The sequence below is a fragment of the Oceaniserpentilla sp. 4NH20-0058 genome, from assembly GCF_040371755.1.
Classification (GTDB): domain Bacteria; phylum Pseudomonadota; class Gammaproteobacteria; order Pseudomonadales; family Oceanobacteraceae; genus Bermanella.
Genome location: NZ_BAABWE010000001.1, coordinates 569514 through 583307, shown reverse-complemented (window position 1 = coordinate 583307; position 13794 = coordinate 569514). Strand labels below are relative to the sequence as shown.

The window sequence follows — 13794 nt, the reverse complement described above, 5'->3', positions numbered from 1 at the left end:
ATAGTTAAAAATCTAGAGATATATTAGATTTAGAAATGGTCTCAATTTCGTCTTTATTAAAGTGTTTTTCCTGTAAATCGTTAATAGCTGCTTTTTTATCTTCTTTTTCAAGGTCCGCTAAATTAATGCTTTTTAATTCAGCTCGATAGGCGCTGTATCGATTTTCCCAGTTATTAACGTCAGGCTTAATGAATTCCTTGTTTAATTGAGCACGCTTTTCGATTTTTTCTTCCGGAGTTAAGCTTTGGTCGTTAGCAATTTTAATGGAGCGAAGCATGATTTCAGCATTTCTATCTTCGGTGCCAAATAGTTGTTCTGCTACTTCTTTACCTAAGTATAATTCCCTTAGGATTTTCATCTCAGCAAGTTTTTCCTCATGACCACCACTTGCAATATTGATGTCCCGGTAGACTTGTTCCATTTCTTTTTTTGCCTGCTGGAAATCAAAAAAGTTTTTAACAATCTCCGAGGCCTGTTCGCCGGCAGATCCTGGTAGACCTTTAAGTATAATGTTTTGAAGCTCTTCGATCATTTCAGGGGTATGGTTTAAGCGGTTTCGAGGAAAGGCCTTACGTAGAGCCTTTAGTGCAATGTCATCAACGATGACATTGCCGTCTTCAGTTAAGCGGATTTTGCCAATTTCTTCATGGATTAAGCTGTAATCTAGGGTGATTTCAGATTCCTGTGGTGTATCTTCTTCAGCTTGTTTGGTTATTTTTTCAACTTTTTCTAAGTTGCGGCTGTTCTTTGTTTTAACTTCTCCTTGCCATACATCAGCTAAGGTGAGTGGTTCATACTTACTCAATGATGTTTCTTGATTTTCAATCAGGGTGATCTCCGACCCTGTATTTAGAAAAGAAACGCCTGAAATAACAATCACAGTGGCAAGTCCAGCGAGTATGAGCTTTTTATTGTTCATAATTAAATCCTATTTATTATTATTCTTTTAATATAGATGATGAATTTGTTTTTGCTTTAAGTTTTATGCTTACTGTGACGAGTAAAATCCCATAGATTAAAAATAATACAACCCAAGGGTATCGGCTGAAAAAAGAGCCGCCACTGTCTTTAGAAAATGGCATATCTACGATGTATCCGCCTGCTTGATGGTAATCTGATATAAATACAAAGCGGCCATTGGGAAGCACAACAACAGAAGGTCCATTATTTAATGCATGAATCATAGGGCTTCTGTTTTCTATTGCCCTTAAAGAGGCAGAATAAACATGCTGATAAGGTTGAACAGAATTACCAAACCAGCCATTACTTGAGAGGCCAACAAGAATGCTGCCGCTTGAATTTTCGGGCATTGCTTTCGCCACAAAGTCAGGGAACATGGTTTCATAGCAAATTAATGGGATAAGTTTCATGGGCCCGGATATAAAAGTTACAGGGCCAGGGCCTTTAGCGATCTCATTCAAAAAGCTGCCTAAAAAACTTTCAACCCACATGCGAAGTACAGGAATGTCACTAATAAAAGGAACGTATTCACCAAAGGCGACCCGTTTTTGTTTACGATAAAGAGGCTGTTGTTTGGCGTTTTTATCAATCATCACTGCGGCATTGTATTTTTGAAAAACTTCACGATTGTTGAGTGTTAACTGATATTCCTCCATGTCTTGGAAGATAAGGTCTATGTTTAATTCTTTTAGATTATGCAGGTAAGCATCTTTAACAAATGCACTGTTTATATACCCTTTGTATTTTGCTTCTGGCCATACAACCAGCTGGGCTCCTGCCTCTACCAATCGTTCTGTCATATCCATTTCAGGGGGGTAAGTACGACTGTACCCCGGAAACACCTTGTTGGTTTTGATATCAGGGGTTTCGTTGGGTTGCACAATACCTACGGGAATTGTGTCCCACTGAGCCATGGTTTCATCCCATGAGTGTTTTGCATAGCTACCATAGCCAAACCAAAGCACCATTGTGCTGGCAATGACGGCAATTTGTTTTCCCGAGTAGGTGTCGCGTAACACATTAAAGATTGTGATGGTGAAAAGCGCCATAATGAAATCTAAACCATATACCCCAAAAAACTCAATGGGCTGTAAAGCTGTGGTAAATTGGCTCTGTGTTTCACCAAGTTGAGCTGAAAATAAAACAGGGAAGCAAGCAAAGTAAAAAACCGTGACCGCTGGAAACAATAAAGTTGTAGGGATGACGTGTTGTCTTTTCAGCCATTGATAGGTAATAGCTAAACAAGCAGGCATTTGTGCGCAGTAAAGCCAGAATAAAGAAGAAAACGCATAATTTTGTGCACCTTCATAGCTTTTAAATAGGTGCAGAAAGTCCACAATCCAAAAAGCACCCACAGTGTAAAGGCCTAAGCCATATACAAACCCTAAAAAGTAGGTTTGTTTTAAATTGGTATTTTCAATGGCAATTAGAAGTGGAATCAGTGCAATCCAAGAGATTAAATATAACTCAGCTTGTATATGCGGTAGCCCCAATAGAAGGCCGCCAAATAATGCTAGAGTGGTGCGTTGCCAAAAATGCACAGGTTGGATGATTGCTCGCCAGTTTGTTGATACTGCAGTCATTAGCGATTGCCTACCTATTAGCTATTGTAGAGCTAATTTTATTATTATCGTTTTATTATATCGGGCGTCTGCTTTTGAATTACACAAATAAAAGCATTGTTATTTTACGTGTATTTATAACGAAATAATAGACTATGTTAATTAGGAAAATGTAAAGCAGAGGGAATTTGGTAGTCGCGACTAGATTCGAACTAGCGACCCCCACCATGTCAAGGTGGTGCTCTAACCAACTGAGCTACGCGACTATAAATTGGTTAAGATCACCAATATGCGGCGAATTTTACGTATTTCTTATGCCTTTGCAAGCTAAGTAACTCATATGCTTGACTTTTTTTTCGATAAATCAGTCAAAATATTCCCCTAAAAGAGATATTCTGCTTTAATGTGCGGCTTTATTTTTGATACCTGTGTGTTTTCACTGGGCGATGTAGTGGGCGGTACTTGGTAGGTACAACTGCAACTGCAAAGCAAGTGAAGTCGGCATATAGGTAAAATACCATGTGTGGCTCTGTAGGCCCCACCACTGATATAGGATATACCATGCCTGTTATAACACTTCCCGATGGCTCTAAGCGAGAGTTTGATTCTGCAGTTTCTGTAATGGATGTAGCTGCTGATATTGGCAGTGGTCTAGCTAAAGCCACCATTGCTGGAGCGGTTAATGGCCAGCTTGTTGATGCTTGTGAATTAATCGAAAGTGATGCGGATTTACGTATTATCACCGCTAAAGACAATGAAGGTTTAGAGATACTTCGCCATTCATGTGCGCACTTGTTAGGTCATGCTATTAAACAGCTGTGGCCAAATGTGAAAATGGCCATTGGCCCAACCATAGACAATGGTTTTTACTATGATATTGATGCTGATTTCCCAATCAATGAAGACGAATTAAAGCAACTTGAAAAGCGCATGACTCAGTTGGCAAAGACTAACTATCAAGTTGTTAAAAAGGTAGGGTCTTGGCAGACAGCTCGCGACACATTTGAAGCACGTGGCGAGACCTACAAGATGGAAATTTTGGACGAAAACATCGCCAAAGATGACCAGCCAGCGTTATATCACCACGAAGAATACATCGATATGTGTCGTGGACCTCACGTACCTAGCATGAAATTCTGCCAAAACTTCAAACTAATGAAGGTGGCAGGGGCATACTGGCGCGGTAATTCTGATAATAAGATGCTACAGCGTGTTTACGGTACCGCATGGGCGGATAAAAAAGCTCTCAAGGCTTATCTAACCCTATTGGAAGAGGCTGAAAAGCGTGATCACCGTAAACTCGGTAAAACACTGGATTTATTTCATTGGCAAGAAGAAGCCCCTGGAATGGTGTTTTGGCACGGTAAAGGTTGGACCATTTACACTGAGCTTGAAAAATTTGTTCGTCAAAAATTGTCCGAATACGGCTATGACGAAGTAAAAGCGCCCATGGTAATGGACCGCTCGTTATGGGAGCGCTCGGGTCACTGGGATAAGTTCCAAGATGCTATGTTCACCACAGAATCTGAAAAGCGTGAATATGCAATCAAACCAATGAACTGTCCGGGCCATATCCAGATCTTTAACCAAGGGTTGAAGTCTTATCGTGATTTGCCATTGCGTTTGGCTGAATTTGGCTGCTGTCACCGTAATGAGCCATCAGGTGCTTTGCATGGTTTGATGCGTGTTCGTTCATTCACTCAAGATGATGCGCACATCTTCTGTACCCCTGAGCAAATCCTAGAAGAAGTAAATAGCTGTATCGCTATGATTTTAGATACATACAAGACTTTCGGTTTTAACGATGTGGCAGTGAAGCTGTCCACACGTCCTGAGCAACGAATCGGCAGTGAAGAAATCTGGGATAACGCAGAAAAAGCATTGGCAGACGCATTAAAAGCCAGTGATCTTGAATTCACTTATCAGCCGGGCGAAGGGGCGTTTTATGGTCCTAAGATCGAATTCGCTTTAACGGATTGTCTGGGTCGTGAATGGCAGTGCGGAACAATCCAGTTAGACTTCTCTATGCCGGGTCGTTTAGGGGCTCAATATGTGGATAAAAATGGTGATCGTCAGACGCCAGTTATGATCCATCGCGCGATTTTGGGGTCACTTGAGCGCTTTATTGGTATTTTGATCGAGCAATTTGCAGGTAGTTTGCCAACATGGTTAACGCCAGTTCAGGCTGTTTTGCTCAATATTACCGATAATCAGGGTGAATATATCAAAGAAGTTGCGAAAATATTGGCTCAAAAGGGTATTAGAGTGCAATCGGACTTGAGAAACGAGAAGATCGGCTTTAAAATTCGTGAGCACACTTTACAGAAAGTCCCTTATTTATTAGTTGCAGGGGACAAAGAAGTGGCTTCTAATGCTGTCGCCGTACGTACACGTACTGGTGAAGACCTCGGATCAATGAGTATCGATGACTTCGCCAAGCTGCTACAAGACGATGTAGCCAAGCGCGGACAGTAGATTTTAATAAAACGGAGTAATAACAATTAGACGCGATAATAGAAATAGCCGAGCTCGTCCTGAAAAGGCATCTATCAACGAAAACATCAAAGCTCGGGAATGCCGACTAATTAGTGCTGATGCTGAGCAATTAGGTGTAGTACCTATGAGCGAAGCTCTTCAGCTTGCTCAAGAAGCCGAACTGGATTTAGTACAAATTGCAGATGGTGACCCGATCGTTTGTAAGATCATGGATTTTGGTAAAAAGCTCTATGAAGAGAAAAAAGCCAAAGCCGCTGCAAAGAAAAAGCAAGTTCAAACTCAGGTGAAGGAAATTAAATTCCGCCCTGGTACTGAAGACGGAGACTATCAGGTCAAACTTCGCAACCTGACTAAGTTTCTAGAACATGGGGACAAAGCCAAGATTACACTACGTTTTCGCGGCCGAGAGATGGCTCACCAAGAATTGGGTATGCAACTACTTAAGCGTGTTGAGGATGACCTCAGCGAAATCGCTAACGTAGAACTGCGTCCTAAGATGGAAGGTCGTCAGCTAACCATGGTGTTAGCACCCATTAAGAAGAAATAGTTGAGTCTGTATCAAGTGTTTCGTTAGGGTCCGAGTTTACTTGGGCCTTTATGTAAACCACTCACTATTGTAGATAAACCCAATGCGAGTTGAGAACTAGACAATGTCTAACAAAATCAAAAGTCATAGTGGTGCTGCAAAGCGCTTCAAAAAGACTGGTAACGGCTTTAAACACCGTCAAGCACACCGTGCTCACATCTTGACCAAAAAAAGCACCAAGCGTAAGCGTCAATTACGTTCTCAGTTGCAAGTTCATGCATCTGATGTACCGCTAATCAAGCGTATGCTACCTGGCGTTTAATAATTTATTTGGTTTAAGAGGAGTTTAATATGGCTCGTGTAAAACGTGGTGTGGTAGCACGCCGTCGTCATAAAAAAGTTTTAAAGCAAGCTAAAGGTTACTATGGTGCACGTTCACGTGTATTCCGCGTAGCTAAGCAAGCGGTTATCAAAGCTGGTCAATATGCATACCGTGACCGTCGTCAGCGTAAGCGTCAATTCCGTGCTCTATGGATTGCTCGTATCAACGCTGGTGCGCGTATCAACGGTTTGTCTTACAGCCGCTTTATTAACGGTCTGAAAAATGCCTCTATCGAGATCGATCGTAAGGTGTTAGCTGATTTAGCCGTTAATGAAAAAGGCGCTTTTGCGGCATTAGTTGAAAAAGCTAAAGCCTCTCTGTAAGCCCAGCTAACAGGCCGAGCGTTTGACGTTCGGCAGCACAAGAAATTTATTTATAAATTGTCTTGTCTCGAATAGGGGAAGTGCCATTTTGGCTCTTTCCCTATTTTTGTTTTAAAAATGAAAAATAAAACAATGACAATATAGGCATAAACCAAGCCGAGTTGTGGCTTGAGTGTCAGTCTCACATGTTTTTTATTTGTATCGCCATCAATATTGTCATTGTTTGGCAGTGGCTAAGGCCTAAATACATAGCTTAGTAAATACTGGGCTAATTGGAGCAGGAAAATTGGAAAACCTACAGCATTTGGTAACCGAAGCACTGGCGAAAGTGGAACAAGCCCAAGACGTACAGTTGCTTGATCAAGTACGTGTTGATTACTTAGGTAAAAAAGGCGCTATCACTGCGCTTTTAAAAACGTTAGGCAAATTAAGTAATGAAGAGCGCCCAGCAGCCGGTGCCAAAATTAATGAAGCCAAGCAAAAAGTTGAAGACGCCATTCGTGCTAAAAAAGCCAACTTAGAAAATGCAGCATTAGCCGAAAAACTAAAATCAGAAAGCATTGATGTGACCTTACCCGGTCGTGGTCAAAAATCAGGTGGTTTACACCCTGTAACACGCACGCTTCAGCGTATTGAGAATTTCTTCAAGCATGCAGGTTATAATGTGGCGGTAGGCCCAGAAGTGGAAGATAATTTCCATAACTTTGATGCATTGAACATTCCTGCTCATCATCCTGCTCGTGCCATGCATGACACATTCTATTTTGATGCACAGCAGTTATTGCGTACTCATACCTCCCCTGTACAAATTCGCACCATGGAAGCACAAAATCCGCCAATTCGTATTATTTGCCCTGGCCGCGTCTATCGTTGTGATTCCGATCAAACTCACACGCCTATGTTCCATCAGGTAGAAGGTTTGCTAGTGGATAAAAAAGTCAGTTTTGCTGATTTAAAAGGTACCGTTGAACAATTTCTACGTACCTTCTTTGAAGACGAGAACCTAAGTGTACGCTTCCGTCCGTCTTATTTTCCATTTACTGAGCCTTCTGCTGAGTTTGATATTCAATGGGCATCAAGCAAAACCGGTTGGTTAGAAGTAGGTGGTTGCGGCATGGTACATCCAAATGTATTACAAGCCAGTGGTGTCGACCCAGAGCAATACATGGGCTTTGCGTTTGGTTTAGGGGTAGAGCGCCTTGCCATGCTGCGTTACGGCGTAAACGATTTACGTTTGTTCTTCGAAAATGATGTGAAGTTCTTGGAACAATTTAATTAATTCGAAGTTGAAAATCGTTAAACGTTTGTAAATCTAAAAGAATTCAGGAAAACAAATATGAAATTCAGTGAAAGCTGGTTAAGAGAATGGGTAAGCCCAAACCTGACAACACAAGAGTTAGAAGCTCAAGTGACAATGGCGGGTTTAGAAGTTGATGCAGTTGACCCAGTAGCGGCCGAATTTAGTGGTATTGTGGTTGGTCAAGTTGTGACACGTGAACAGCATCCTGATGCTGATAAACTCAGCTTATGCCAAGTCACTGACGGCACAGAAAACTTTCAAATTGTGTGTGGTGCTGCCAACGTTCGTGAAGGATTAAAAATTCCTTTCGCAAAAATCGGAGCTGTATTGCCTACCCCAGATGGTAAAGGTTTTAAAATTAAAAAAGCTAAGCTTCGTGGTGTCGAAAGTTTTGGTATGTTGTGCGCCGAATCTGAAATGGGCATGGCAGAATCATCAGACGGATTAATGGAATTAGCAGCTGACGCTCCGGTTGGGCAAGATATTCGTGAATATTTGAACCTAGAAGACACTATCATCGAAGTGGATTTAACTCCAAACCGTGCGGACTGTTTAAGTGTGAAAGGTTTGGCTCGTGAAGTGGGTACATTAAACAATATTGATGTTAAACCATTAAACATTGAAACAATGGCGGCTCAAATTGATGATGGTGTAGCCGTAACATTATCAGCCAGTGATGCTTGCCCTAAATATTTAGGTCGGGTAGTGAAAGGGGTGAATGTTTCAGCCGCTACACCTTTATGGATGATTGAAAAACTGCGCCGCAGCGGTATTCGTTCAATCGATCCAATTGTGGATGTGACTAACTATGTTTTGTTAGAACTGGGTCAACCAATGCACGCATTTGATTTGGCCAAACTCGATGGCGGTATTAACGTGCGTTACGCTACTGAGAAAGAAAAGCTAGCGCTATTAGACGGCCAAGAAGTAGAGCTAAATACCGATACCCTAGTGATTGCTGATGCATCTAAGCCATTAGCGATTGCAGGCGTAATGGGCGGTGAGCATTCAGGTGTGACTACTGAAACACAAGATATCTTCTTAGAAGTGGCGTATTTCAATCCGGTTTCTATTGCTGGCAAAGCTCGTAACTACGGTCTGCATACAGACTCTTCGCACCGTTTTGAGCGAGGCGTAGATTATCGCTTACAAAACGATGCAATTGAGCGTGCCACACAACTGATTGTTGAAATTTGTGGTGGGCAAGTTGGCCCTGTAGTGGTGTCACAAGATGATACCCACATGCCAACAGAGGCAACGGTTGAGCTGCGTGCACAGCGTATTATTGATGTATTAGCGTTAGAGTTACCAGCCAGCGACATCGAAACCATGCTAACTCGTTTGGGTATGCAAGTAACGGCTAACGACACTGGCTGGACAGTAAACGTACCTAGCTATCGTTTTGATATCAGCATTGAAGCGGATCTAATAGAAGAGATCGCCCGCATTCATGGCTATAACAACCTGCCAGTATCAACGCCTATGGCCGCACTTGATTTACAAAGCGAGCCAGAAGTTGAAACCCCAATTAATACCCTAAAGCAATACTGGGTGAGCCGTGGTTATCAAGAAGCCATTACATATAGTTTTGTTGATCCTAAAGTTCAAAAATTAGTGGACCCAGAGATTGATGGTTTAACCCTTGCAAATCCAATTTCAGCGGATATGTCGGTTATGCGTTCGACCTTATGGGTTGGTCTCATAAAAGCAGCGGAACATAACCTTAAGCGTCAACAAGATACCGTACGTTTATTTGAAACGGGCTTGCGTTTTGTACCTAAAGACGGTGAGTTAATTCAAGAACCTATGATGTCTGGTTTAATTTGCGGCTCACGTATTGCAAAAGGCTGGACAAACGATTCAGAGAAAGTGGATTTCTACGATCTTAAAGGTGACATCGAAGCCATGCTTGCAGTTAATGGTGGTGTAACGTATCGGTTTGAAGCGGGTGAGCATCCAGCGTTACATCCGGGTCAATGTGCTGCGATTTACCAAGGTGATAAACAAGTGGGTTTGATGGGGGCATTGCATCCGGTACTGCAAAAACAACTTGGAATTAAAACACCTTTGTTTGTATTCGAATTGCTTTTAGATGACATCACGCAAGGTCAATTGCCAGAATTTGGCTCGGTTTCTAAGTTCCCTGAAGTGAGTCGCGATTTGGCTTTTGTACTAGAGGAAACAACCCAGTGGTCACAAGTTGAACAAGCAATTCGCAACAAAGCCGGGAATTGTTTAAAAAATGTGACACTTTTTGACGTTTATCGTGGCCAAGGTATTGAAAATGGTAGAAAAAGTCTTGCTTTAGGCTTGACGTGGCAAGATCCTTCGCGCACTCTTAATGATGAAGAAATAACCAGTTGGGTTGATGCTATTGTCACTGAACTGGCTGAAGGATTAGGTGCACAACTACGAGGTTAGTATGACCGCGATCACCAAGGCTGATATGGCAGAAAAGCTATTTGACGAACTTGGCATAAACAAGCGTGAGGCCAAAGAAATGGTCGATGTCTTCTTTGAAGAGATCCGCACTTGTTTAACCGAAAAAGAACAAGTCAAACTGTCTGGATTTGGTAATTTTGATCTGAGAGAAAAACGGCAGCGCCCTGGGCGCAACCCCAAAACCGGTGAAGAGATTCCTATCTCTGCTCGTTGTGTGGTCACGTTTCGTCCAGGTCAAAAATTAAAAGTACAAGTAGAAGCATATAACGAAGAATAACGTTATACATTGGTGAAAAAGAGCAGCTTTGGCTGCTCTTTTTTTTGCATAAAATAAATTCGTAAATCCCAGTTTTAGCATCATAATGTAACTAATTTAAAAATAGTTAAGCGTGGCCATATATGGAATCTTTATTAGTAATCACAACAGGCGGCACCATTGATAAAGTGTATTTTGATGCCCTAAGTGAGTTTCAAGTGGGCGAACCTGTCGTTGCAAAGATATTAAATAACATGAATGTGGCGTTTGATTTTGAATGTATAGAGATATGCCGTAAAGACAGCCTTGAATTGACAGATGGCGATAGAAACACCTTAAAAGATATCATTCACAGGACTCAGCATAAAAAAATCCTTATAACACATGGCACCGACACCATGGTGAAAAGTGCACAAACCATTGGTGAACAGGAGGATAAAACCATAGTATTTACAGGGGCAATGCAACCTGCTGCATTTACAGAAACAGACGCTGTATTTAATATTGGAACAGCGATTGGTGCGTTAATGTCACAAGGAATGACAGCTGGAAGTTATATCGCTATGAGCGGCCAAGTATATCCGGCCAGTCATGTGGAAAAAAACTATCAAAATAAGCGATTTGAAGGAAAATAAAAAAGCCCTACTAATAGGAGCTAGCTTGTTACAAACAGTTAGGCCTGAGGTGTTAACGCTTCAGGTTTTTTAGCAAAACGGTTGGCTCTCAATACACTTTCAAAATCATTAAATCGCACCCCGTTTTCTTGCAGGACAGGGTATACCTTTTTTGCCACCATTTGACGTAAATAAAATGGCTGACTCACTACAAAATGATGAATAGCGTGAGTGGCACCAAAATTACAACAAAACAACTGTAATGGTAGTAATGACCAATGGTTCATGATCTGGCACTGCTTTAACAGAGAATCCACATCTCCATAATAATGCAATGCAGCAGTCATATTGTGCAGACAAAAAGCACGTAATGCATTTGGAATAATCCAAACCACTAACATCACTTCCACCCAATTTAAAACATCTAAAAACCAAGAAGTGTATTCAAAGCCTAGAAGGGTATTTAGGTTGAATAAATCGAAAGTCAAAAAGGTTAAATAACCATACAAACTAACGACATATATGTGGGTTAATGGTGCACCTTTAAAAGCAAAGCTTAAATATTGATAACCCTTCATGCTACTTAATTCTTTGATGCGTATGGTTATAGATAAAAAACCATCTAACGATGCCACTATTCGTTTAATGCCAAACGTCATACCATTACCCAATATGCGTTCTTCCACATCGTTTTGAGTACCGGAAACTTTATGATGGTTAAAGTGTAATTGACGTCGAAACCATGGGTTTATCGTGTTTGGGCGCATAATCCAAACTATGGCCATCATCATATTTTGAATTAAAGGCTGTTTACGGAAGTACAAGCGATGAATTAAATCGTGTTCTAGCTCATGACTAATAGCTGCAAAAAAAGCGCTGCATAGAATACAGAGCCAAGCCGGAATAAATCCGTAAATGTATCCTAAACCAGAGGCAATCATGCCTATAAATGCAATTAGTCCAATGATCAAACCAATGGCATTTTGATGGCGTAAAATGGGGTGAGCCACTTTCAAATCTGCACCTGCTTGGCGGATAGCGTTTTGAATATTCTTAGTTGCAATGCAATTGTGATCAGTCTTCATAACGTCACATCTAAAACTTTGTTGATACATATAATCCTAGCAGGCCTTAATGAATCGAGCTGAAGGTGGTTAGCCGTTATGATTGGGTGGCGGGTTAATTTTAGAAAGATTGGCTATATGAATCATCACGAGATTAAATATGAGAGTTAATCCATTTAAAACGACTCTCATGGCCATTTTTAGAACTAAAACATGAAATTCAATTCCCTATAATACAAAAAAAGAATAACTCAGCAGGGTAAATAAGCTAAAGAAAATCCTCTATTAGTCGATAAGTGGGTATCACTTAATTAATTTTGGCCAAGGCTGGCTACCAAGATCACTCAGAGGTGTGCCATGTTGTCGTTTAACTCTGCGTTATTCAATAAATCTAACCTGTATTCTCAGCCTGTACAGCCAAAAGTTATGGCTGAAGAAAAACTTGATCAAGACAAATTTGCCCATCAACGTCTAGGGAATGCATTAAAGGACAACCTAGGTGTAGATCTACCCCCTGAGAAAACCGTCTCTGAAGCTAAAAGCCTATTTGATGTAGATGCTGTTGTTGACACGGTTATGCAGCATATTGGTAAGCGTATCGACCAAGCTCGTGCAAATGGAGCCAGTGAAGCCGATCTTAACTCCTTATTTGAAGCGGCTCAAAGCGGTGTAGAAACTGGCTTTAAGCAAGCTAGAGAGCAAATTGATGCTCTAAATAAAATGGATGAACCTTTGGCAGAAAAGATTGATGCGGCCGAACAAGGCATATATGACGGCATTGATCAGCTAAAAGAAGGCACCTTCAATCCAAATCAGGAGATATTCAAAGCCAATACCGTTGAATACGGTAAAGCCTACGAGCGCACCAAAAACAACTTTGAATTTGAACTGACAACCCAAGAAGGGGATGTAGTGAAAATCAAAGCCATGAGCGACTACGAGTCTTATAAAGCAGCACTAGCAGCCAATGATGGTGACACCCAGCTATACGCCAGTTTAAGCGAAGAGACTAACCGTTCAGGTTTCAGTTTAATGGTAGAAGGTAACTTAAACGACGATGAAATGGCCGCTATCGAGTCTTTAATGGCGCAAGTGAATGATTTAGCCGGTGAGTTTTATAGTGGCGATTTAGGCACAGCTTTTGATATGGCCATGAATTTAACCAGCGACGCAGATCAAATCGCACAATTTAGCTTAAATCTAAAACAAAGCCATGTAAGTGCTTCTGAATATGGCGCTATGCAAGGTGATGCATTAGCTGGCTCAAGTAAGGGTAAAGGATATGACGATTTACTACCTAAAGGCTTAGCACAACCCCTTGCTGACTTTGCCCAAGGGGTGAAAGCGGCATATGAGGAAGCCAGCCATTTTGCTAATTCTCGTTCATTGCTTGAGGGTTTATTTGAGCAAATGGATCAAGTAAGTGAGCAATTAGGTAAAAGCCAGATCCCTGACTTACTAAAGCCTATGCTTGATAATCTAAACGCGTAAATAGTGATCAAAGCCATAAAAAATGGGTAATCTTATGATTACCCATTTTTTATGGCTGACGTTTTTAATTCTTGCGTACCATGGTATTCTCAGGAGATTCAAAACTTCTAGGAAATACCGTGCAAATCCAGCTCTTAGGCACCTCGGGTTGTCATCTATGTGAAGTGGCAGAGTCAATCGTTAAGCGTATTGCCCCGGTTTTTGGTTACTCTACAGAATATGTGGATATCGCCAACGACGACGCCTTGGTAGAGCAATACGGCATGCGCATTCCTGTGTTAATGTTTCAGCAAGAGCAAGAACTTGGCTGGCCATTTGATGAACAGCAATTAATTCATTGGCTAGAGTCACTTAATAAAAACAAATAACTAAAACCTA

The 13794-nt window shown here is 41.3% G+C and carries 13 protein-coding genes and 1 tRNA gene; 10 read left to right on the top strand and 4 right to left on the bottom strand.

The genetic code is table 11. The annotated features are described in order from the left end of the window. Positions 1-4: 4 nt before the first annotated feature. The 3 genes from ABWV45_RS02755 to ABWV45_RS02745 form a co-directional block, all read right to left on the bottom strand. Positions 5-919, bottom strand: a complete 915-nt coding sequence (locus ABWV45_RS02755; protein WP_353348431.1) for a lipase secretion chaperone — start codon at positions 917-919, stop codon at positions 5-7. A gap of 19 nt (positions 920-938) precedes the next feature. Beyond that, a complete protein-coding gene (gene lnt / locus ABWV45_RS02750) occupies positions 939-2543 on the bottom strand; it encodes an apolipoprotein N-acyltransferase (RefSeq protein ID WP_353348429.1) in 1605 nt (534 codons plus the stop codon). A gap of 168 nt (positions 2544-2711) precedes the next feature. Continuing rightward, positions 2712-2788 (bottom strand) — tRNA-Val (locus ABWV45_RS02745). A gap of 295 nt (positions 2789-3083) precedes the next feature. Between ABWV45_RS02745 and thrS the strand changes: the two genes are divergently transcribed. From thrS to ABWV45_RS02705, 8 genes are all read left to right on the top strand, one after another. Next, positions 3084-4997 carry a threonine--tRNA ligase gene (gene thrS, locus ABWV45_RS02740; protein ID WP_353348427.1) on the top strand — a complete coding sequence of 638 codons (1914 nt, stop codon included), beginning with the start codon at positions 3084-3086 and terminating at the stop codon, positions 4995-4997. A 19-nt stretch (positions 4998-5016) separates the two neighbouring features. Beyond that, positions 5017-5565: a translation initiation factor IF-3 gene (gene infC, locus ABWV45_RS02735; protein WP_502914654.1), complete on the top strand. Its 549-nt coding sequence runs from the start codon at positions 5017-5019 to the stop codon at positions 5563-5565. Positions 5566-5668: 103 nt separating this feature from the next. Then, positions 5669-5866, top strand: a complete 198-nt coding sequence (rpmI, locus tag ABWV45_RS02730) for a 50S ribosomal protein L35 (RefSeq protein ID WP_283786862.1) — start codon at positions 5669-5671, stop codon at positions 5864-5866. A gap of 29 nt (positions 5867-5895) precedes the next feature. Further along, positions 5896-6249, top strand: coding sequence for a 50S ribosomal protein L20 (gene rplT, locus ABWV45_RS02725; RefSeq protein WP_283786860.1), 354 nt, complete (start codon positions 5896-5898; stop codon positions 6247-6249). A gap of 286 nt (positions 6250-6535) precedes the next feature. Then, entirely contained in the window at positions 6536-7528 is a 993-nt protein-coding gene (gene pheS, locus ABWV45_RS02720; protein ID WP_353348424.1) for a phenylalanine--tRNA ligase subunit alpha, read from the top strand. Between the two features lie 57 nt (positions 7529-7585). Then, entirely contained in the window at positions 7586-9970 is a 2385-nt protein-coding gene (gene pheT, locus ABWV45_RS02715; RefSeq protein ID WP_353348422.1) for a phenylalanine--tRNA ligase subunit beta, read from the top strand. Position 9971: 1 nt separating this feature from the next. Continuing rightward, positions 9972-10268 (top strand): integration host factor subunit alpha, encoded by a 297-nt coding sequence (gene ihfA / locus ABWV45_RS02710; RefSeq protein ID WP_283786854.1) that lies wholly within the window; start codon positions 9972-9974, stop codon positions 10266-10268. Between the two features lie 122 nt (positions 10269-10390). After that, positions 10391-10882, top strand: coding sequence for an asparaginase domain-containing protein (locus ABWV45_RS02705; protein ID WP_353348419.1), 492 nt, complete (start codon positions 10391-10393; stop codon positions 10880-10882). A 38-nt stretch (positions 10883-10920) separates the two neighbouring features. On the opposite strand, the gene ABWV45_RS02700 is transcribed toward ABWV45_RS02705, so the two are convergent. Continuing rightward, on the bottom strand, positions 10921-11946 hold the full coding sequence (locus tag ABWV45_RS02700) for a fatty acid desaturase (protein WP_353348417.1): 1026 nt from the start codon (positions 11944-11946) through the stop codon (positions 10921-10923). A gap of 336 nt (positions 11947-12282) precedes the next feature. Between ABWV45_RS02700 and ABWV45_RS02695 the strand changes: the two genes are divergently transcribed. Together ABWV45_RS02695 and ABWV45_RS02690 are read left to right on the top strand one after the other, a co-directional pair. Further along, positions 12283-13416, top strand: a complete 1134-nt coding sequence (locus ABWV45_RS02695) for a DUF5610 domain-containing protein (RefSeq protein WP_353348415.1) — start codon at positions 12283-12285, stop codon at positions 13414-13416. A gap of 119 nt (positions 13417-13535) precedes the next feature. Continuing rightward, positions 13536-13784, top strand: a complete 249-nt coding sequence (locus ABWV45_RS02690) for a glutaredoxin family protein (RefSeq protein WP_353348413.1) — start codon at positions 13536-13538, stop codon at positions 13782-13784. Positions 13785-13794 lie beyond the last annotated feature (10 nt).

What these genes read in the sequence shown, in the direction of transcription:
- pheT (WP_353348422.1), top strand. Translation starts at nt 7,586, where the DNA reads ATGAAATTCAGTGAAAGCTGGTTAAGAGAATGGGTAAGCCCAAACCTG.
- ABWV45_RS02705 (WP_353348419.1), top strand. Translation starts at nt 10,391, where the DNA reads ATGGAATCTTTATTAGTAATCACAACAGGCGGCACCATTGATAAAGTG.
- thrS (WP_353348427.1), top strand. Translation starts at nt 3,084, where the DNA reads ATGCCTGTTATAACACTTCCCGATGGCTCTAAGCGAGAGTTTGATTCT.
- rpmI (WP_283786862.1), top strand. Translation starts at nt 5,669, where the DNA reads ATGTCTAACAAAATCAAAAGTCATAGTGGTGCTGCAAAGCGCTTCAAA.
- lnt (WP_353348429.1), bottom strand. Translation starts at nt 2,543, where the DNA reads ATGACTGCAGTATCAACAAACTGGCGAGCAATCATCCAACCTGTGCAT.
- rplT (WP_283786860.1), top strand. Translation starts at nt 5,896, where the DNA reads ATGGCTCGTGTAAAACGTGGTGTGGTAGCACGCCGTCGTCATAAAAAA.
- ABWV45_RS02700 (WP_353348417.1), bottom strand. Translation starts at nt 11,946, where the DNA reads ATGAAGACTGATCACAATTGCATTGCAACTAAGAATATTCAAAACGCT.
- ihfA (WP_283786854.1), top strand. Translation starts at nt 9,972, where the DNA reads ATGACCGCGATCACCAAGGCTGATATGGCAGAAAAGCTATTTGACGAA.
- ABWV45_RS02695 (WP_353348415.1), top strand. Translation starts at nt 12,283, where the DNA reads ATGTTGTCGTTTAACTCTGCGTTATTCAATAAATCTAACCTGTATTCT.
- ABWV45_RS02755 (WP_353348431.1), bottom strand. Translation starts at nt 919, where the DNA reads ATGAACAATAAAAAGCTCATACTCGCTGGACTTGCCACTGTGATTGTT.